General features: G+C 49.6%; 19 protein-coding genes. 13 read left to right on the top strand and 6 right to left on the bottom strand.

Annotation, left to right across the window (positions count from 1 at the left end):
• Positions 1–82: 82 nt before the first annotated feature.
• Together CRO74_RS09615 and CRO74_RS09620 are read left to right on the top strand one after the other, a co-directional pair.
• Entirely contained in the window at positions 83–1,099 is a 1,017-nt protein-coding gene (locus CRO74_RS09615; protein ID WP_097125730.1) for an aldo/keto reductase, read from the top strand.
• Positions 1,100–1,117: 18 nt separating this feature from the next.
• Positions 1,118–2,038, top strand: a complete 921-nt coding sequence (locus tag CRO74_RS09620; RefSeq protein ID WP_097125731.1) for a helix-turn-helix domain-containing protein — start codon at positions 1,118–1,120, stop codon at positions 2,036–2,038.
• An 86-nt stretch (positions 2,039–2,124) separates the two neighbouring features.
• Here CRO74_RS09620 and CRO74_RS09625 read toward each other — a convergent pair whose 3' ends face one another.
• Positions 2,125–4,212 carry a M3 family metallopeptidase gene (locus CRO74_RS09625; RefSeq protein WP_218840206.1) on the bottom strand — a complete coding sequence of 696 codons (2,088 nt, stop codon included), beginning with the start codon at positions 4,210–4,212 and terminating at the stop codon, positions 2,125–2,127.
• A gap of 260 nt (positions 4,213–4,472) precedes the next feature.
• On the opposite strand from CRO74_RS09625, the gene CRO74_RS09630 reads away from it, so the two are divergent.
• From CRO74_RS09630 to aac(6'), 3 genes are all read left to right on the top strand, one after another.
• A complete protein-coding gene (locus CRO74_RS09630; RefSeq protein WP_097125733.1) occupies positions 4,473–4,988 on the top strand; it encodes a DUF6597 domain-containing transcriptional factor in 516 nt (171 codons plus the stop codon).
• 105 nt (positions 4,989–5,093) lie between these two features.
• The gene (locus CRO74_RS09635; protein WP_097125734.1) at positions 5,094–5,651 is read left to right on the top strand and encodes a DUF4256 domain-containing protein; all 558 of its coding nucleotides are present in this window, start codon (positions 5,094–5,096) and stop codon (positions 5,649–5,651) included.
• Positions 5,652–5,717: 66 nt separating this feature from the next.
• Positions 5,718–6,158 carry an aminoglycoside 6'-N-acetyltransferase gene (aac(6'), locus tag CRO74_RS09640; protein WP_097125735.1) on the top strand — a complete coding sequence of 147 codons (441 nt, stop codon included), beginning with the start codon at positions 5,718–5,720 and terminating at the stop codon, positions 6,156–6,158.
• A 44-nt stretch (positions 6,159–6,202) separates the two neighbouring features.
• Here aac(6') and CRO74_RS09645 read toward each other — a convergent pair whose 3' ends face one another.
• From CRO74_RS09645 to CRO74_RS09660, 4 genes are all read right to left on the bottom strand, one after another.
• Positions 6,203–7,195 (bottom strand): glycoside hydrolase family 43 protein, encoded by a 993-nt coding sequence (locus CRO74_RS09645; RefSeq protein WP_097125736.1) that lies wholly within the window; start codon positions 7,193–7,195, stop codon positions 6,203–6,205.
• A gap of 128 nt (positions 7,196–7,323) precedes the next feature.
• Entirely contained in the window at positions 7,324–8,706 is a 1,383-nt protein-coding gene (locus tag CRO74_RS09650) for a right-handed parallel beta-helix repeat-containing protein (RefSeq protein WP_144035891.1), read from the bottom strand.
• A gap of 325 nt (positions 8,707–9,031) precedes the next feature.
• Complete coding sequence (locus tag CRO74_RS09655) at positions 9,032–9,742, bottom strand: DUF2461 domain-containing protein (RefSeq protein WP_097125737.1); 711 nt, start codon at positions 9,740–9,742, stop codon at positions 9,032–9,034.
• Between the two features lie 75 nt (positions 9,743–9,817).
• Positions 9,818–10,750 carry an AraC family transcriptional regulator gene (locus tag CRO74_RS09660; RefSeq protein ID WP_097125738.1) on the bottom strand — a complete coding sequence of 311 codons (933 nt, stop codon included), beginning with the start codon at positions 10,748–10,750 and terminating at the stop codon, positions 9,818–9,820.
• Positions 10,751–11,049: 299 nt separating this feature from the next.
• Here CRO74_RS09660 and CRO74_RS09665 point away from each other — a divergent pair, with 299 nt between their 5' ends.
• The 6 genes from CRO74_RS09665 to CRO74_RS09690 all read left to right on the top strand — a co-directional run bounded on the left by CRO74_RS09665 (position 11,050) and on the right by CRO74_RS09690 (position 14,418).
• Complete coding sequence (locus CRO74_RS09665) at positions 11,050–12,564, top strand: aldehyde dehydrogenase family protein (protein ID WP_097125739.1); 1,515 nt, start codon at positions 11,050–11,052, stop codon at positions 12,562–12,564.
• 119 nt (positions 12,565–12,683) lie between these two features.
• Entirely contained in the window at positions 12,684–12,989 is a 306-nt protein-coding gene (locus CRO74_RS09670; protein ID WP_097125740.1) for an EthD family reductase, read from the top strand.
• 23 nt (positions 12,990–13,012) lie between these two features.
• Positions 13,013–13,402 carry a DUF779 domain-containing protein gene (locus CRO74_RS09675; RefSeq protein WP_097125741.1) on the top strand — a complete coding sequence of 130 codons (390 nt, stop codon included), beginning with the start codon at positions 13,013–13,015 and terminating at the stop codon, positions 13,400–13,402.
• Between the two features lie 148 nt (positions 13,403–13,550).
• Positions 13,551–13,985 carry a DoxX family protein gene (locus tag CRO74_RS09680; protein ID WP_097125742.1) on the top strand — a complete coding sequence of 145 codons (435 nt, stop codon included), beginning with the start codon at positions 13,551–13,553 and terminating at the stop codon, positions 13,983–13,985.
• A gap of 35 nt (positions 13,986–14,020) precedes the next feature.
• On the top strand, positions 14,021–14,215 hold the full coding sequence (locus tag CRO74_RS09685) for a hypothetical protein (RefSeq protein WP_097125743.1): 195 nt from the start codon (positions 14,021–14,023) through the stop codon (positions 14,213–14,215).
• A 20-nt stretch (positions 14,216–14,235) separates the two neighbouring features.
• Complete coding sequence (locus CRO74_RS09690; RefSeq protein ID WP_097125744.1) at positions 14,236–14,418, top strand: hypothetical protein; 183 nt, start codon at positions 14,236–14,238, stop codon at positions 14,416–14,418.
• Positions 14,419–14,454: 36 nt separating this feature from the next.
• Here the strand turns inward: CRO74_RS09690 and CRO74_RS09695 are convergent, their stop codons facing one another.
• The gene (locus tag CRO74_RS09695) at positions 14,455–15,507 is read right to left on the bottom strand and encodes a spore photoproduct lyase family protein (RefSeq protein ID WP_097125745.1); all 1,053 of its coding nucleotides are present in this window, start codon (positions 15,505–15,507) and stop codon (positions 14,455–14,457) included.
• Positions 15,508–15,892: 385 nt separating this feature from the next.
• Between CRO74_RS09695 and CRO74_RS09700 the strand changes: the two genes are divergently transcribed.
• Both CRO74_RS09700 and CRO74_RS09705 read left to right on the top strand, forming a co-directional pair.
• Positions 15,893–16,822, top strand: a complete 930-nt coding sequence (locus tag CRO74_RS09700) for an ABC transporter ATP-binding protein (protein ID WP_097125746.1) — start codon at positions 15,893–15,895, stop codon at positions 16,820–16,822.
• Positions 16,823–16,888: 66 nt separating this feature from the next.
• On the top strand, positions 16,889–20,536 hold the full coding sequence (locus CRO74_RS09705) for an ABC transporter permease/M1 family aminopeptidase (protein ID WP_097125747.1): 3,648 nt from the start codon (positions 16,889–16,891) through the stop codon (positions 20,534–20,536).
• Positions 20,537–20,672 lie beyond the last annotated feature (136 nt).

Genomic DNA, 20,672 nt, shown 5'->3' on the forward strand with positions numbered 1-20,672 from the left:
AACATTCCTCAATTTGGCTACTGTTTGATTTTTGCTCACCATGACCTTTGTGACAGAAATTTAAACAACGAGTAGACAAGTTATGGAAAGGATTCAACCAGTTAATTTAGGAAGTCAGGGCTTATTGGTACCCAACATTGGCCTGGGATGCATGGGTATGACCCAGATTGCAGGAGCCGATATTTACGGCAAAGCAAATGAAGCGGAAGCCATCGCCACCATTCATCGGTCACTTGAACTAGGCGGCAATTTTCTCGACACCGCCGATTTATACGGCCCGTTAGCCAACGAACGGCTAATCGCCAAAGCCATCCGGGGCAACCGAAACAGCTACATCATTGCAACCAAATTCGGCTTTGAAATTGACGACAATGAACAACTCACCTGGCAATTTAATGGAAAGCCAGACTATGTCAGAAAAGCTGTTGAGCGGTCATTGCAGAATCTGGGCACCGACTTTATCGACCTGTATTATTTACACCGCCTGGACCCTAACACGCCAATTGAAGAAACCGTTGGCGCTATGGCCGATCTGGTAACAGAAGGCAAAGTGGGGTACATTGGCCTCTCGGAAGTATCGTCTGCAACCATCCGGAAAGCCCATCAGACTCATCCGCTAACCGCCGTCCAAACGGAGTATTCTTTGTTTGAACGAACAGCGGAGGAAGTGGGCATCACCAATACATTACAGGAACTGGGTATTGGTTTTATTGCGTACTCGCCCCTGGGACGAGGTTTCCTGTCGGGAGATATGACTTTTAAAAGCCCGGACGACTTTCCGGCCGATGATTTCCGGCGTAGCATTCCCCGCTTTCAGGGGGAGAATTTTTACCGAAATCTGGAACTGGTAAAAGCGATCAAACAGTTGGCCGACGAAAAAGAGGTGACGCCTTCTCAATTGGCGCTGGCGTGGGTGATGGCCAAGGGCTTTGTTCCGATTCCGGGCACTAAGCGGGTTTCGTACCTGGAGCAGAATATTGCAGCAACCCGCATTTCGCTAACGGCCGATGAATTGGAACGTCTGGAGGCTATTATCCCGTTAGGGACATCAACGGGTGACCGGTATGATGCGGCCGGCATGCAGTGGATCGATCAATAGCGTCTACTCTATTTACCGATGAGAAAAGAGATGAATTCCCCATACATCATTAACTCTATTTCCGAGCTGCACCGCCTGTTGGGTTTACCCAAACCAGAGCATCCGTGTGTGAGCGTCATCAATCTGGCCGACGTTAAGTGTCACTTCGACGAGACGTTGACAAGTGTGGTCTACAACTTTTACTCGATCTGTATCAAAAAGGATTTTACGGGGAAGTTGAAATATGGCCAGAATTATTACGATTTCGATGAAGGTGTAATGACCTTTTTTTCTCCCGGTCAGGTGATTTCTACGGTCAGTCCAGACGGCATGGCGCTTACGGGCTGCTGGTTGGTGATTCACCCCGACTTTATTCAGAACTATCCGTTAGCAAAAAGCATCAAAGAACATGGTTTTTTTTCGTATGCCGTCAATGAAGCTCTTTTCCTGTCAGATAAGGAAGAAGTGACGATCAACTCGATCATGCAGACGATTGAACAGGAATACCGGTCTGTTATCGACAGCTACAGCCAGGATGTAATTGTGTCGCACATTGACGTTCTGCTCAATTACGCCAACCGATATTACAACCGGCAGTTCATCACCCGCAAAAACGCCAGTCATGACCTGCTCACCAATCTGGAGGCTCTGCTGTCTGATTATTTCGACAAGGAACAGGTTCGGGAGTTGGGCCTGCCAACGGTGCAGTACTTATCTGAGAAACTCCATGTTTCGCCCACGTACCTGAGCGATATGCTCCGGAAACTTACGGGCCAAAGCGCCCAGCAGCATATTCACAATAAACTGATTGATAAAGCGAAAGAAATACTAACGACTACCTCTTTATCGGTCAGCGAAATTGCGTATCAGCTTGGCTTTGAGTACCCGCAATCGTTCAACAAACTGTTCAAGAGCAAGACCCATGTGTCGCCCCTGGAGTTCAGGCAATCGTTTAATTAGCTATCGATTCTACGCTGCAAATAAATCCATTAAGCAATAAAAAAGGGGCTGCCGGTTAATGGCAGCTCCTTTTGACTTAAACTAATTTACAGTATTAATCCGCTGCGTCGGAGCATGGCTTTGGGTGATGGTTCGCGACCCCGGAATTTTTTGTAAAGTTCCATTGGCTTCTCGCTGCCGCCTTTTTCCAGTACGTTCTTCCGGAAACTTTCGGCGGCTGCTTTGTTTTCGAGTCCACCTTTTTCTTTGAAGAACTCAAAGGCATCGGCATCCAGCACTTCGCTCCACTTGTAGCTGTAATAACCGGCAGAATAACCGCCCGCAAAAATGTGCGAGAAAGCCGGGCTGATAGCCACCCCATCCACGTGCGGGAACAAGTTCGCCACCGAATCGACCCGACCTTCAACCTGCGAGATCGTTTCTCCCGTGGGTTTTTGCCCGTGATAGTACATGTCGATCAAACCCAAACGCAACTGACGCAGGTTGGCCATACCCGCCATGAAGTTCTGACTAGCGCGGATTTTTTCAATCAGTTCATTGGGGATCACTTCGCCCGTTTGGTAGTGCTTCGCAAAAAGTTTTAGCGCTTCCGGATCGTAACACCAGTTTTCCATCACCTGCGAGGGCAACTCAACGAAATCGCGGGGAACGCTGGTGCCGCTTAGGCTTTCGTATTTACCGTTCGCCAGCATACCATGCAGGCCATGCCCAAATTCATGGAACAGGGTTGTCACTTCGTAGAATGTCAGCAGCGAAGGCTTGGTATCCGTGGGCCGGGTGAAGTTACAGACGTTCACAATATGTGGTCGAATGTTGGTCCCGTTCTCGATTTTCTGTCCCTGAATGTCGTTCATCCAGGCACCGCTCCGCTTGCCCGCCCGGGGAAAGTAATCGCCGTAAAAAACCGCCAGGAACTTACCGTCTTTATCGAAAACGTCGAAGGTTTTCACCTCCGGGTTGTACACCGGAATATCGGTACGCTCCTTGAAGGTAACCCCATACAGCTTGTTGGCTATGGTAAACACACCGTTCAGGACGTTTTCCAGTTTGAAGTACGGCTTCAACGTTTCGTCGTCAAGATCGTACTTCTCCTTCTTGAGCTTTTCGGAATAGTAACCGCTATCCCAGGCCTGTAATTTATCCTCCCGGAAGCCATGACCTTTGGCGTAGGTCGTTAGTTCGACAAGCTGGCGCTCGGCTGCCGGACGGGCGTAGGAAACAAGTTCATCCAGAAAGCTCTGCACCTTATCTCTCGAACCGGCCATGCTCTCCTCCAGCACAAAATCAGCATGAGTCTTATAGCTCAGCAGATTGGCCCGCTCGTAGCGCAGGTTTACAATCTTGTTGATGATAGCCGAGTTGTCGTTTTTGTCGCCGTGAAACCCGCGACCGTTAGAAGCCATATATAGCTTTTTACGCAACTCCCGGTTGTCGGCATACTGCATAAAAGGACCATAGCTTGGAGCCTGTAAGGTAAACACCCAGCCTTCTTTACCTTTCTGCTTTGCCGTTGCTTTGGCTGCATCACGCGCAAAGTCGGGCAAACCGGCAAGGTCTTTTTCGTCCGTCACGACCATCATGTATTCGTTGGTTTCGTTCAGGACATTCTCACCAAATTGCAGCGACAGTTGCGACAGCTCTTTGTCAATAGCCCGCAAACGTTCTTTGCCTTTATCGTCGAGATTAGCTCCGTTCCGTGAAAAACGTTTGTACGTTTTTTCGAGCAGCATGGCACTTTCCGGATCTAGTTTCAGCTTAGTACGCTGCTCATATACGGTTTTGATTCGGGCAAATAAATTTGCGTTCAGGGTAATATCGTTCCCGTACTCACTCAGCAGGGGCGACGCTTCCTTCACAATTTTTTGAAGATCGGGGGTTGTTTCAGCACTGTTCAGGTTAAACAACACCGATGTTACTTTACCGAGTAAATCGCCCGCCCGTTCGAGGGCAACAATGGTATTCTCGAAGGTTGGCGCAGCGGTACTTGTAACGATTGCATCCACGTCCTTACGGCCTTGTGCCAGACCATCTTTCAAGGCGGGCAGGTAATCGGCATTCTTAATTTTGTCGAATGGCGCCGTCTGATGCGGTGTTGTGTACGACGCGAGAAATGGATTTTGGGTCATCTTAGGTTGTTGGGGCGAAGGCTGGGCCAACACTGCAGTAGCAGTCATGGCCAGCAAAACGCCAGTCTTCTTGATTTGAGGAATTAACATACCAGTTTGTCAAATGAGTTTCCGGGAAAAATACGAAACAAGCGGCAATTTTGCAACCCTTTGTTTCACAGAAGGTTGCATAAAATGTTGAGTGGCCTGGCATAAAACGTCCGGCCAAAATAACCGACAATTTGTGCTTTCCCCTGATTAGATTAGTACCAGAAATAATTCACTCAGCCAGCCTGTATAACCTAATGAGAAGCTATTATTATTGAGCAATGGAAACTAATTTAAGCTACAAACTTATAAGGCCAGACAAGTTACTGGCCGATTACATTTATTGTTATTCATCCTTACAAAATTTGTCTTTCAGCAATGAAGCGGTGATTATTCCTAATGGGAAAATTGATTTGATGTTTTCAAAAACTGTGGACAGCCAGCTTCGTATTTCGTTACTGGGTTTAGAGACGCAGCCTAAATATGCAAAGCAGGATGTTTCAAATTTCTTTGCAGTGAGTTTTAATCCGCTTGCTGTAGACTATATTTTCAGGTTTTCAATTGCTGACATCGTAAATAGTGGAAAAGCTCTCCCCGATAACTTTTCGGATTTCAGCCTTGAAGACTTGAACGATTTTGATGGGTTCTGCAAAACAGTGCAGAAGGCCATATCGTTTTATGAACGAACAATGCTCAAACGAGCCTCACGAATGGCTCAGGAATCACTTGATAGTGGCGAACGGATGCACGGTAAAAACGCATTATCGACTATGCTTGATTTCTTTAGCAAGCGATGAAGTATCACTCTGATAAAACAATTAGGCCAAAAGTCCGAAGAGCAATTTTCCTTACAGTAGTTCAGGTTAATTACCTTGTTTTTGTATAGTTAATCAACCTATAAAATGAATCAGGAATTATCTTCAGAGCACCGCGAATCATTACTCAACACACTAAAAATCCGTTTTGAGAAAAACAGGCACCGGCATGTGGGCCTCGATTGGACAAACGTGCGGACTAAGCTGGAAGCGGCTCCCGAAAAACTAGGGTCACTCAATGAAATGGAAAGCACCGACGGAGAACCGGATGTGGTTGGTTATGATGAACAATCAGGCGAGTATATATTTTATGATTGTTCAGAAGAGAGTCCCAAAGGTCGCCGAAGTGTTTGTTACGACGAGGAGGCATTAGTGTCGAGAAAAGAAAACAAACCCAAAAATAGCGCCATCGGGATGGCAGCAGCCATGGGCGTTGAGTTACTGACGGAAGAACAATACCAGAATTTACAAAAGCTCGGTAAGTTCGATTCGAAAACTTCGAGCTGGATTGAAACCCCTGCCCATATCAGAAAACTCGGTGGTGCGCTCTTTGCTGATTACCGCTATGGCACCGTTTTCGTTTATCATAACGGTGCAGAATCCTACTACGCTGCCAGGGGGTTCCGTGGTATGTTACGGGTCTGACTATCAAACCAATAAGTAGAGTTCCATTTTGGAAACCTGCTCTTTACTAAAATTTCACTATCAGTAATGGAAATCGAACCGCTGTCCAGATATACCCTTAATGCCGTCGTAGACCTCGTCTTGGAACTGTGGCCGGACTGTACTTTCGATGAAGAGCTACAAAATTATACCCGTCTAATTGGCTCTGAAAATGACGGTTGCTATCTGGCTAAAGCCGGGGAATCATACATGGCGTTTGTTCATGTAAGCCGCCGACATGATTACGTAGAAGGGTCTGTAGCATTACCGGTAGCCTACATTGAAGGTATTTATGTAAAGCGCTTATATCGAAAGCAGGGAGTCGCCAAAAAGTTGATTCAAGCGGCTGAGGATTGGGCTAAACAAAAAGGACTGACGCAAATTGCCTCCGATACAGAAATAACGAACATAACGAGCATTGACTTTCACAAGAAAGCAGGCTTCGAAGAAGTCGAACGAATTGTCTGTTTTATCAAAGACATCCATTAAATACAACTTCGTACCAGGGGGAGTTTACTGGCAATCGTACCTGATCAAGGAATGTAAGGCTTACCTATTATCAGTTTGTCGCCCGAAAAGTCGACCTCAAACAAATGGGGATTCCGGATGTAGCGACCGTTACTATTTCGATGACTATGCACGGACATAAGCCACTTGCCGGTCAGGGTACGGAACAGCATGCCGTGACCGTAGTTAGGCGGGGTAATCGGCTCTTTATCATGTATCCAGGGACCATCCAGCGTGCCGCTTTTCGAATAGACAGCGCCCTGCGTATATACATCATCGATCCAACTGGTCCAGATCATACCGAGCCGGCCGGTTCCGGTACGGAACAGGTACGGGCCATCCGTTACTTTATTGGGTCCACCCGTCGACTTCTCACGGCTCCAGGGACTATCGCTGGCTCGAAAAAGCAGTTTCCCCTCCCCTATGGAACCACTTAAATCAGGCTTGAGCGCAATTTTCTCCATGGTTCCGTTCAGATTTTGCAGCCACTCATAACAGTACACCATGTATGGTTTTCCGTCTTTATCCACCCAGAAAGTACCATCTAACGTTGGTTTATCGGCGGGCAGATAAGTCGGGTCTTTCATGGGCACATACGGCCCTTCAGGTTTGTCGCTCACCAGAATATGGCTCGCCCGGCGTTCGATGACATTCTCGCCCACCGTATCAATTTTCACGGCCCGATTCGTGAACGTGGCAAAATAGTAGTACTTGCCTTTATACGGGTGCAGTTCGGCGGCCCAGATCATCGGATTCTTTCCCATCCAGGACTCAGGGTCAGTTTTCGCTACGCTGAACGGTCCAGTCCAGTTTTTCAGGTCCTTACTTTTCCACAGCATCCCTCCCGTCCCCGTCATGTAGTACATAGAGGTGCGTTCATCTGCCAGAATACACGGATCGCTAAGCCGGATAGAATCCAGCGGTATGTTCTCCCGGATAACCGGCACTCGGTTTTGCGAAAATGCCGACGTCAGCTGAACGGTGAGCAATGCTACGATTATTCCTGTCTTGATAAACATTGTATGACTAGATGCTGCTTTGTTAAAATACCAACCCGTTTCACACGTTAAGCGCATCTGACGTAAATGCTACTGCTATGGAGACGCATCCCGTACAGTAATTAGCAGTATAAAACCCGTTCTGTAGTTCATTGGACTTCGTAGGCACCACAGTCGACCGATGCACCTTTAGGTCGGCTCACACGGTTTATATCAGTCGCGGAGTAAATATTTTTTGTTCCCGCATCAATGGCCGGGCTACCACTTTTCAACGAGAAATTTGCCGTTACCCGATCGGTCGTCAGGTTGATGAATTGGGGGTCCGCTACTTTATCATTCGCCCCTTTTACAGTCGTAGCGCCGTTAAAATAGATATTGTAATCGTAGGTTACGTTCGTGTTCTTGTTGTTCGAATTGCACCTCCCACCCGGCTTTGCGTAGATGACGTTGTTCATGATTTTTACGTCGTTACAGGTGTTGGCGAATAGCTCGGCATAATCGACCATGATCTGGGCGTTATTGTACGTAGTATTGTTGATGATGTCGACGTGTGCGGCATCAAATGCGTGAATACCCGACCCGCCGTTGTTAAAACTAACATTGTTTTCCACCAGAGTTCGCCCTTTGTACGGCTTGTCCGTTGCCGTTGAGCTATATGGACGCACGTTCACATCGATGATAATTCCGTTGCCATCCGAAAGCCGGGCGGGCGTGATACCAATCCAGGGAATGGTTGTCCGGTTATTCGAGCAGATGTTATTTCGGACGATGTTCTTATAACCGGTATTGGCGTCGCTGTCGAAGGGGGTTAAAATACTGATCCCGCTACCGCCATACATCATGTACCAGGCGTTGTTATATACCACATTCCGGTCAAATGTGATGTAATCCGTTTGAATAGCCGAAAGTCCGCCCCCCGGAAAATCATGGATTTTACAATTCTGAATAACTACGTGATGAGGGAACTTCGACTCAGTGGCCGGCCCGCCAATTGAAATGCCATTCATGTTGTAGGTCGCATACAGGTCGTTCTTCGTGCCACCGGCCTGTTTATCCGCAAATGAGGCATAGGCGTCAGCGTAGGTAAGATTCTGATTATTACCCTGAAACTCAATCCCATCCACAACAATGTACGATGCATTGATACTAACAGCGTTCCAAAGGCTGCCCGAAAAAAAAAATTTAGGCGTATGGCCCGGATACGCTTTATACGTGATGTACTTATCGGCGGTTCCTGACTTTTTCAGTTGAATGGTTGTGGCGGGTACATACAACCCGTTCATGATGAAAACCGTATCGCCGGGGAGGGCGGCATTCTGACCGGCGGTGATTGTTTTTAACGGGGATGAAGCCGAAAGCCCCGTGTTGGCATCGGACCCTAACGCATCCGAAACGTAATACCGCTTTATTGACGCATCGACCGTTGGAGGCCTGGAGACGATCAGGTCACTGACCGCTTTTTGATCACAGCCTACAAGGGCGCTACTCGACAGAAACAGGCTAAACTGAAGTAATCGGAGGGTATTTTTCATGGGAAAAGCGAGGGATGCCGTATAGACTTGTCAACGGGTATGTATAGGCTACCTGTTAAACAGGACAAACCGCCATTTTCCCGGTTTACAGTCCACCTTCTCTTTTCTGACCGAGATTAAACGATGGTCGGTACTACGCTCGTACTATCCTCTTTTATCAAACTTCCCTGGACGCTAATCAGCTATGAAGTCTTTACCGGAGAAGGACCGGGTTAGGCTTGCCCACAGCGATTTATCTTGAAGAGAGTAGTACCGACCGGGACGGTTCGACGCATCGACGGTTCGACGCATCGACAGGCCGACGGTCGGCACTACACAGTCGGTATTATAACGTCACCGGCTCTTCTTTTTCGTCGAAGAACAGGTAGTTCAGTAAGTCGCAGTAGGGTTTGATGATTCGGCAGCCGCGTATGATTTCGTCTGCGAAGTTCGGCTTGAGAACTTCTTTGTCGGTATAGCGGTGCAGGAAGAACAACTCTTTCCGGCGCAGCAGATCAATTTCCGGATGGTCGGCGGAGTAGCCTTTGGGCGATGTTTTCATCGACTCGCCCGATGCTTCCGGGAAATAAGCTTTAAACGCATCGGCCTCGATAATGTCCTTTAACTCCTGCACATTATAGTCGATCTCCTGCCGGAACTTGGCCAGGTTGGCTGGCGTGGGTTGCCACATGCCTGCCCCCAGAAACGACTGATTACCGGGCTGAATATGTACATAGTAATCAATACGACCCGATTGCCGTCCGCCGGGACCAATGGCGAACGCCAGATTGGATTTATACGGCGCTTTATCTTTGGAGAAACGAATGTCGCGGTTGATCCGGAAGATACAGTCTTTCACGGCCGTGTTGGCAAGCGGCTCAAACGCACTCATCCCGGTAAGCACCCGTTCTACCACGCCCATGAGTTCGGCTTTGGCGGCATCGTATCGAGGGCGGTTGCCGTGAAACCACTCCCGATTATTATTTTCAACGAGTTCGCGCATGAACGCAAGTGTAGGCGCTGTAAAGGCAGCTTTTGAAGAAGTTTTTGTTGTCATGATTAGTCAAAGATAACCAATCAAGACCTGAGTTCGGCAACACGAATTACCTTTTACGTCTAAAGCATGGCCCTATCAGGACGGTAGTATCCGTTTACGGTACTGCGTAGGCGACGACCCAATCTCGCGCCGGAACAACTTCATAAAATACGTCAGGTTGTTAAAGCCGCACTCCATACTAATGTCGTCTAAACTGCGATTTGTGGTACGCAGCAACTGGGACGCCAGCGCGAGCCGTTGCTGGTTGATGTAATCGACGGGCGTCATGCCAAACGTTTGTTTGAACGTTCGGTAAAAATTGGGTTCACTCATACAGGCTTCGTCGGCCAGCTCCTTGATCTGCAGACTTCTGTGCAAGTGTTTATTAATGTACTGAGCCACGTGCGCCAGCCTGTTCACGTTAGCAAAGGCTGTTTCGGGACTCAGGAGTAACGTTCGGGCCTGGGTTTGCATGAGCCGAACCACCAACTCCTGAATAACCAGATTGGCGAAGACCTCCTTGGCACGGTTGTTCTCGGTGAAAATATAAACCAGCCGGGCAATTAACTGGTGAATGGGCACATCGTTGGTCAGGAAAAAATTATGCTGTCCAAACTGCCAGCCCTGCTGCGTGTCAATCAGCGGTGTGCGGTCGTTGAGCAGATCGGTAACCTGGCGGACTTTATCAGGGGCAATCGCCAGCGCCAGGCACTGGGTTGGGTTCTGGACCTGCGCTTCCGGAAAGTCGATGCACATGGTTTCGTCGCCGGGCACGATTACGGACTCTCCCGGTAAAAAATCGAAGGAGGGTGTGCCGGGCAGGTGCATTACCTTTTTGCCCCGAATCATGCTGGCTAATACCGGGCTGGTAAACGTCAGTTCTACTTTTTCGGCAACATGCTGGGTTTCATAGATATTCAGTTCTGCGGTATCGATAGTGTATGCCGTCCTATTTTCAACCTCCTGCTCAAGCTTTCGACCCTTCAGGTGGCGGGAAACATCGAAAGAAACTATCGCTTCACGTTTCATGATGGGAATCAATGGTTAGTTAATGGTCGGGGCTATGGTAGTGCTTTGCAATTTACTACAGCTTGTCAAGCTTATATGCTTTTTCCTATACTTTATTGGCATACTTCCAGAAAGATGTTAAGCGGCTGAGTTTCGTGGTACCGACCATCGATACTGCTGTTTTTAGCCTTTAAAAAAGGTATTACTCAATTGTTTGATAGGATAGTGCAAGAATGCGATACTTTTGCTTAACTTTAATTGAATAATTCTGGCAAAATTTGTAACGATTTTATTACAACACAATCCTTTCTTACATCTGTATGGAAACCCTGGAACTCGTAGAAACACACGCAAACCGACCTAAATTCCGGTCGCATTATGATAACTATATTGGCGGCAAGTGGGTACCACCCGTTGGAGGTGAATATTTTGACAACACATCGCCGGTAGATGGCAGCCTGATTGCCAAGATGCCCCGTTCGAAAGCGGCCGACGTTGATCTGGCCGTTGCGGCAGCTCAAAAAGCATTTGAAACCTGGGGGAAAACATCGGCGACGGAGCGCAGCAAAGTGCTGTTACAAATTGCCGATGTGATTGAAAAGAATCTGGAATTTCTGGCTCGTGTCGAGACGGTTGAAAATGGCAAGGCCCTCCGCGAAACGATGGCTGCCGATCTACCCCTCTGCGTCGATCACTTCCGCTATTTTGCGGGTGTTATCCGCGCTGAAGAAGGCTCAGCCACCGAATTGAACGCTGATACACTATCCCTGATTATTAAAGAGCCGGTAGGCGTCGTGGGCCAGATCATTCCCTGGAACTTCCCGCTGCTGATGGCTACCTGGAAGTTAGCTCCTGCCCTGGCTGCCGGTTGCTGCGTCGTGATCAAACCCGCCGAGCAAACGCCAACGTCGCTGGCAATTATGTTCGAACTGCTGGAAGGCATCGTACCGGCCGGGGTGGTGAACATCATTCAGGGTTTCGGTCCGGAAGCGGGCAAACCACTGGCTCAACACAAGGGCATCAATAAAGTAGCCTTCACCGGCGAAACCACCACCGGGCGGCTGATTATGCAGTATGCATCGGAGAACCTCATTCCGGTTACGATGGAACTGGGCGGTAAATCGCCGAACATCTTCATGAAATCCATTGCCGACCACGACGATGAGTTTTTCGACAAGTGCGTAGAAGGTGCCGTGATGTTTGCGCTCAACCAGGGTGAAATCTGCACCTGCCCCTCGCGTTTGCTGGTTCACGAAGACATCTACGACAAGTTCATGGAGCGGGTTATCGCTCGTACCAAAGCCATCAAACTCGGTCACCCGCTCGATCCGGACACCATGATGGGTGCCCAGGCCAGCAACGACCAGTACGAGAAAATTCTGTCGTACATCGACATCGGTAAGCAGGAAGGTGCCGAAGTGCTGACCGGTGGCGGCCCAGCCGATAGCGTTGAGGGTGGTTTCTACATTCAGCCAACCATCTTCAAAGGCAACAACAAAATGCGGATTTTCCAGGAAGAAATCTTCGGACCTGTCCTGTCGGTAACGACCTTTAAAGACGCCGACGAAGCCGTTGCCATTGCCAATGATACGTTATATGGTCTGGGTGCCGGTTTCTGGTCGCGCGATGCCCATGAGCTGTACACCATTCCCCGGCAAATTCAGGCTGGTCGTGTGTGGGTCAACTGCTACCACGATTACCCGGCGCACGCACCGTTTGGCGGCTACAAGAAGTCGGGCTTCGGTCGCGAGAACCACCTGATGATGTTAAACCATTACCGTCAGGTGAAAAACCTGCTGATCTCGTACAGCAAGAACAAGCTTGGCTTCTTTTGATAAAGCGTGAACGAACGAAAGAGTGAACGAGCGAACGAACTGGCCCACGCCTGACTTTCGCTCGTTCACTCTTTCGTTCGTTCACTCGTTTACCAGTTCACCACTTTTCTCATTTCGTTATGATTCGTCTTACCGTTCTTTACCCGAAAACAGAAACTAGTCAGTTCGATCTGACGTATTACCTGGAAAAACACATTCCGTTGGTTAAAGAGCGGCTGACACCGTTTGGCCTTGTTGAGGTTGACATGAATGAAGCGTTGCCGGGTGGCGACGCGCTTCCTCCTTATGCCATGATAACTTTTCTGGCATTCAACACACCGGAAGAGCTGGATAAAGGCATGGGAACACATGGCGGTGAACTGCTGGGTGATATTCCTAACTTTACGGATGTTGAACCCCTGACTCAGGTAGTTCGGGTACTTTAAAATCTTGTCAATAATTCCCGCTTATGACGACTCAAACAACTTCCCGCGTTAATGTAACCCCGTCGGCTTCGGATATTATCAGTAAAGTTCGGGCAGAGCATGGCCCGCTGATGTTCCATCAGAGCGGGGGCTGCTGCGATGGTTCCTCGCCGATGTGTTATGAAGATGGCGAATTTATCATTGGCTCGTCGGACGTATTACTAGGGCAGATTGACGGATGTAATTTCTGGATGTCGAGCGACCAGTTCGAGTACTGGCAACATACGCACTTAACCATCGATGTTACCCCCGGCCGGGGCGCCAGTTTCTCACTGGAAATACCGATGGGCGTTCGGTTTATGATTCGGTCGCGCTTGTTCGAGCCCGACGAAATGGAACACCTGGCCCCGGTACACGTTGGGCCGCTGGAGTAGGTTTACAGTTTATAGTATACGATAGCTGGCGCGGGCAAACCGGAACGCCGGACCGACCCGCGCCAGCTAACACTACACCTAATAACCCCTTGACAATCAAGTTCATTTAGCGTACATTCGGTTTGTATTCACTAAACCGCTTACAGCTATGAACCTATTAAATCGCGTTGAACACTGGGGCGACACGCATCACCCCGCGTGGACGGATGGTTTGCGGATTGTGTTAGGGATTATTCTCTTTCTGAAAGGCGTAAGTTTCATTAGCGACACGGCTTACCTGACCAATCTGGTGGGTGGCCTTCACTTCGGCCTTTTCCCGGTTATTCTCGTTCATTACGTAGCCTTCGCGCATTTGATGGGCGGGTTTCTGATCGCCGTTGGCTGTCTGACCCGCCTGATGGTCATCCTTCAGCTTCCTATTCTGGTGGGTGCGCTTTTCTTCGTCAATATTCGTCAGGGCTTCTCGCCGATGAATTCTGAATTGTGGCTTTCGCTCATCGTTCTGGCGCTGTTGTTGACCTTTTTGGTGCTCGGTTCCGGTCGCTTTTCAATGGACGAACACGTCAAACAAAACGCTCGCTAACCGGTTTTTCTGCCACAACTAAACCAAACAACGTTATGGCAGACAAGACTCTGGAAAAAGTCGAAGAATCGTACGAAGGCCAGCGCATTACCGATAATCAGGACAACGGCACTGGTCATGGCGAGAAAGGAAACGGTCGGAGTTCAACCTCGCACAAAAGCTCGTCGAAAAGCAGCCGTAGTGCAGGTGGTTCAACGGGGGGTAGCAAAGGCGGCAGTAAGTCCAACTAAATCCGTAAAGCGATACTGGTATGAACCTGTTTATCAGGTATTATTCGCCACAGATTGGTGGGGCCAATAGTTCAAAGAACCAGAAAGAAGAAGGCAAAGCCGGTAAAAACGGCAGCCATCAACGGTCGACAAAAAAGACGACGGAGAAGAGCGATCCGGATAAAACCGAGAATACAAAAAAGAACGCCAACAGCGTCGATTAACCAAAAAGAAGGCCCGTTACTGACGGGCCTTCTTCATTAAAAAATATAGCGAATCTCGCACCAGGGTATCTCATCACGGACCATATCCTCAAAAACGGCAATCATTTTTCGTTTCAGCTGATGCTCGTATCGGATGTTCCAGCCCCCGAACTGACTCACTTTGCTTTCCTGCAATTCGGGTACCCAAAGCAGTTCTTCGGCCTTTGGGTTGATGGCCAGATTGGCCTGGTGCTGCCGTTGGTTATGCGTCAGGAATATGCCTTCGCACTTGAGCTGTTGCCGAACTTCGGGGCGGAGGGATGCGTCGAGTTGGCGGAATAACTCGCGGTAATCGTTTCGCCAGGCTTTCTTATCCCCGTCGGGACCACTATAGACGATAACGGGTGAGAAATTAACGTGTACCTCATACCCGGCATCGTAAAAATCATTGATGGCGGCTATGCGCTTTTCAATGGAATCGGTCCGCACATCGACCAGCTTGCTGACATGGGCAGGCATCAGGCTAAACCGGATACGTATCTTCCGCTTCGGGTCGAAGTCGAGCATCATTGGATTCACGAACTTCGTCGCGAAGGTGGCTTTGGCTTTGGGATGGTCGCGGTAGAATTCGAACACCTGCTGAATACCCGGCGTCAGGTCGTAGTCGACGGATATATCGGAATTACAGCCAATGTCGTAGGTCCAGAAGGTGGCATCCGTTTGGTTAATGGGTTTGGGCCAGGCCAGCGTGTTGACGTGGGTGTCGATACTGCTCAGGTTTTCGTCGATGTTGGTAAAGAGCGTGATGGGATTCACGTTCTTGTGCCGGTCGACATAGCAGTAGGTACAGGCACCAAAGCAGCCATTGGCCAGACTCGGCGCGATGTAATCCGAACTCCGGCCGCTCCATTTGATGTCCTGCGTTTTGAGTTTACCCAGCACCAGCACGTCGGACTTCACCTTAAAGTGGTTCATCCCCAGCTCCGGCAAGCGGTTATGCTGCTTCACTTCGAGCGTTTCGGCCTGCGGGAACTGAGACAAAACCGCTTTTCCCCTATCGTTGAGCGCGTCGGCAGTATACAGGATAATTGACGGATTGAAATCGGGCATAACGTGCGTTTGCAGATGTAACTAATTAACAGCCATCCAATGGGTTTGGTTCAGAAATCCATTACATTAACTTATTGATTTTCTGATAGTTATCCATTACTTTCAATTAATAGACTGCCAGTTAATATCCTGTAGACAGGGGAAGTTAAAGGGATAGCCAGTCATTCCAATTTAATCGTTCGAGTGGGTTGTGCCTTTCGAATAACGGAGACTCATCATTAACTAAGCAACAGGTTGACGTAGGGTGCCTAAAAGACCATTGATCTCATTCAGCTAATAGTTAGGCAAATTGGTCGAAGAAAGGTGGCAATTGGTCGAATAAAGTTTTTTCCCAGTCAGGGGTAATCTTGTTTTGAACAAACTACTACCTTTTACTGCCTGTCGCATGAATTTAGTTATCGAGAATCTGACCAAAACGTACAGCAATGGGGTTCGGGCCCTCAACGGCATTTCCCTGACCATCGAACCGGGCTTGTTTGGCCTGCTAGGCCCTAACGGAGCCGGAAAATCATCCCTCATGCGTACGATTGCCACCCTGCAATTACCGGACTCAGGCAGGGTTGTTCTTCAGGATGCAGACGGGCAGTCGATTGACGCGGTTACGCAACCTGACGAACTTCGGAAAGTGCTGGGCTATCTGCCACAGGATTTTGGGGTATATCCGCGCATCGACGCCCTCACGCTCCTGGATCACCTGGCCGTTCTGAAAGGCATTCATAACCGGGCAGAACGCAAAGAAAGTGTCGAAGCATTGCTACACCGGGTCAACCTATGGGACGTTCGTAAGAAAAACCTGAGTAGCTATTCGGGGGGAATGCGCCAGCGATTTGGCATTGCCCAGGCTCTGTTAGGTAATCCTAAACTGATCATTGTCGATGAACCCACGGCAGGGCTCGACCCCGCCGAGAGCAACCGTTTTCTTAATCTGCTGGCGAATCTGGGCCAGGATGCCATCGTTATTTTATCGACTCATATTGTCCAGGATGTGCAGGAACTGTGTCGACAGATGGCCATTATCAACAAAGGGGAGTTACTGCTGTCGGGGCATCCGCTGGAAGCTGTCCGGCAATTAGAAGGCAAAATCTGGAAGAAACACGTTCAGGCGGCTGAAGTCGAGAGCCTGCATCAAGACTTTGTCATTATTAATGAACGCATGGTTGCCGGAGACCCTGTCCTGTACGCGTATGCAGAAGCCATGCCGGCATCGGGTTTCATACCCGTTGATGCGGGTCTGGAAGAGGTCTATTTTACGGAGATTACCGGAGCCTCCGAGCGAGCCAAAAAGCAGCCTGCCCTGTCATCACCAACTTTGTAACGGACTTCTATATACGCTACCCTACCGACAGCGCCAGCCGCTGGTTGGTTACACTCTCTTTGTCTTATGAACTGGTTATCTATTCTCCGTTTTGAATTCCGCTACCGCCGGAATCGACCGGCCACCTACCTGTTTTTCAGCCTCTTGCTGGCGCTTAGTTTTACGCTGGTCACCACTGATGTCCTGAAAGGATTGTCGGGAGGGGCCATAAAGGACAATGCCACGACGGTCATTAACCAACTCAGCCTGCTTTTATTTCTGATCATGGGCGTTTTTATGGCTTCGGCTATCATGGGGGTTGCCGTCGTACGGGATTTTGAACACCGCACCGATTCACTTTTTTTCACCAAACCCATTCGTACCTGGGAATACCTGGCAGGGCGCTATCTAGGGGCCATGCTGCTGCTGCTGCTAACCCTCCTGGCCATTCCGCTGGGCATGATGGCTGGCGAAGCGGCTCCCTGGCGGGAGGCCGAGCGGTTACTGCCTTTTCGGGCGATCAGCTACTGGCAACCTTACTGGACCATGCTGGTACCCAACGCACTGATTGTGGGTAGCCTGTTCTTTGCGGTGGGGGCGCTGAGCCGGAAAATGCTGGTTGTCTTCACGCAGGGTATGGGCCTACTGATGCTGTATTTACTGTCTGGCATCCTGCTTTCGCAGTTGGATCGTCGGGAAACGGCAGCTCTACTCGATCCTTTCGGATTGCGGGCGGTTGGTTATCTGACCCAGTATTGGTCAATTGCTCAGCAAAATAACCAGCTGGTGACCCTATCCGATACGCTGCTCTGGAACCGGTTGCTTTGGCTGGGCGTCGCCCTGCTCATGCTGGGCGTTACCTTTCGGTTTTTCTCCTACCAAACGTCGGGGGGACTGATGGTCCGGAAACGGCCCCTGGCGGATGGAATCCTGCCATCCGGGGGGGGCATCAACCAGCGCCAGCCCATCCATGCGCTTCCTCAGTCGGTTAAGCACCGGTATGGCACCTGGGTCAGAATCAGTGATTTAGGACGGCTAACGCTATTTTATGCTCGGCTGATCGGGAAAGACCTGCCCTTTATGGCCCTCAGCCTTGGCGGGTTGGGTATGTTCCTCTTTGTCGCGCTCGACGATGCCGGCGGCTGGTACGGCTCCCGAACCTTACCAACGACCTACGTAATGCTCAACAAAATGAGCATTTTCACGGGCTTGTTTCTGTTTATCCTGATGGTTTTGTACGTCGGTGATTTAATCTGGAAAGAGCGAGATGTACGCATTAACCTGATTCATGATGCCCTGCCCGTGCCCAACTGGGTGGTCCTGTTGAGTAAATACCTGGGGCTGGGGCTGGCCTTTGTTTTACTGCTGACACTGGCGATTGGCATCGGGGCGTTGATACAGGTTGTAAAAGGGGGCGCTTCCCTGATTGACTGGTCGGTGTATGCCGTGAGCCTCTACGGGGATGCGCTGGGTGGGCTGTTGATATTCATGCTGCTGGGCTTTTTTATCCATACGCTGGTAAACAACAAGTTTGCCGGTCATGCACTCTTAATTTTGTTTTTCGTTGCCCTGGGTGTGGTCTCGTATCTGGGCGTTGAACACCGGTTGTTGTTATTCGATTCGGCTTCGCTGGGTTTGTACTCGGATATGAACGGCTTTGGCCATAATGTAACCCCGTTCTCCTGGACAAGCCTATACTGGTCGGCCTTTGGCGCGTTGTTGTTTGCCACTGCCGTAGTGCTGTCTGTTCGCGGCTCCGATGAACTGTTCAAATTGCGCCTGCGCATTGGGCGGCATCAGTTAACGCGCCCGGTGCTGACGTTTGGGTTGGCTATACTGATCGTATTTGTGTCGAGCGGGTCCTATATCTATTACAACACCAATGTGCTGAATGAATACCAGAACAGCAAAACCGGCGAAGCTCAGCAGGCGGCTTACGAAAAGACATTGAAGCAATACGACGGACTGCCTCAGCCCCGAATTACGGCTATTGTGGTGCAGGTAGACCTGTTCCCCGAAACGCGCGATTTTATGGCGAAGGGCCATTATATGTTAAAAAACAAGACGAAAGTGCCGATTCGGACCCTGCACCTGCAAACCTATCCGGCCGACGAAATGCAGGTAAAACAGCTCAGCCTATCGGTTCCGAATCGGCTGGACACAAAATACATCGCAGATTACGCCTATCGTATGTATCAGCTGGATACCCCCCTGCAACCCGGCGATAGCCTGAAACTTGACTTTCAACTGCTCTATCGTACCAGCGGTTTCAAAAATGGGGGAACAAACATCGACATCGTTCAGAACGGTACGTTTTTTACCAACCAGTATTTTCCCGGCATTGGCTACAACGAAAACTATGAACTGGCCAGTGATGATACGCGCCGGGAGCATGGCCTTAAGCCCAAAGAGCGCCAACGGGCACAAACCGACTCAACCGGCCGACGGCAGAGCGTGATGGGCGGTGATGCCGACCAGGTTCGGTTTGCCATGACGCTGAGTACCGCCCCCGACCAGATTGCCATTGCGCCGGGTTATCTTCAGAAAGAATGGCGGCAGACCGGCCCCGATGGCCAGCCCCGACGGTATTTTCGCTATGAGATGGATGCGCCCATCGCCAATTTTTATTCCATTGTTTCGGCCCGGTATCAGATCAAAAAAGAGCGTTACACCAGTCCGGGAGGGCAGCTGGTTAGTCTGGAAATCTACTATCACCGCGGGCACACCAAAAATCTGGACCGTATGATGCGTGGAATGAAAGCCGCCCTGGACTATTATCAGTCTAACTACGGTCCGTTTCAACATCGGCAATTACGGATTATGGAGTTTCCCCGCTACCGTGGCTATGCGCAGTCGTTTGCCAATACCATCCCGTTTGGTGAAGACATGGGCTTCGTGTCCAACATTAACGATGAGACCGATATTGACATTCCCTTCTTTGTAACGGCTCATGAAACGGCTCACCAATGGTGGGGCCATCAGGTGACGGAGGCCGATGTAAAAGGGAGTGCCATGTTGTCCGAATCACTGTCCGAATACAGTGCCCTGATGGTGATGAAACACCACTATCCGAAAGAGCGTATGCAGGAGTTTTTAAGCTATGAACTGGATTACTACTTACGAGGACGCCAGACGGAAAGCAAGAAAGAACAACCGCTGGCGCAATGCGAAGGTCAACAGTACATCCATTACAACAAAGGGGCGCTGGTGCTTTATGCCCTTCAGGATCAGATTGGGGAGAATCGGCTGAATCAGGCCCTTCGCACTTACCGAGATCGCTGGAATGCAGCAACCGTTGCCCAAACGGGTATCTATCCAACGGCTGCTGATCTGACAGCCGAGCTACGGGCCGTAACGCCCGACAGTGTACGGGGACTTCTGGATGACTGGGTCAACGCCATTACCTTATACGAACTAAAGGCCGAACAGGTAAAAATGAAGCCGGTGGGTAAGCAATTCGAGGTAACACTGGATCTATCCGTTGAAAAAGTCAGAGCCGACAGTCTGGGCAACGAAACGCGTCGACCGTTGAACGAATGGATATGGATTGGCGTCTATGCTCCCAAAGCCAAGGGTAGCACGGTCGATAAGCTACTCTACTACCAACGGCACCACATTACCAAACCAAAACAGTCGATAACGGTACGGGTAAATCAGCAACCCGATCGGGCGGGTATTGATCCGCTGAATCTTTTGATTGACCGCCATCCAAGAGATAATATAAAAACGATCTAGGACAGTTGCCTGACGTTTAAGCTGGACAAACCATTCATTTTAATACTGATCCCTAAAACGAATGGTTTGTTCAGCTTAAACGAAGTGGACTTGCTACATACAACTGGACACTAAGTTAGATCATGCTTAACTTACC

The organism is Spirosoma fluviale, assembly GCF_900230225.1.
Taxonomy (GTDB): domain Bacteria; phylum Bacteroidota; class Bacteroidia; order Cytophagales; family Spirosomataceae; genus Spirosoma; species Spirosoma fluviale.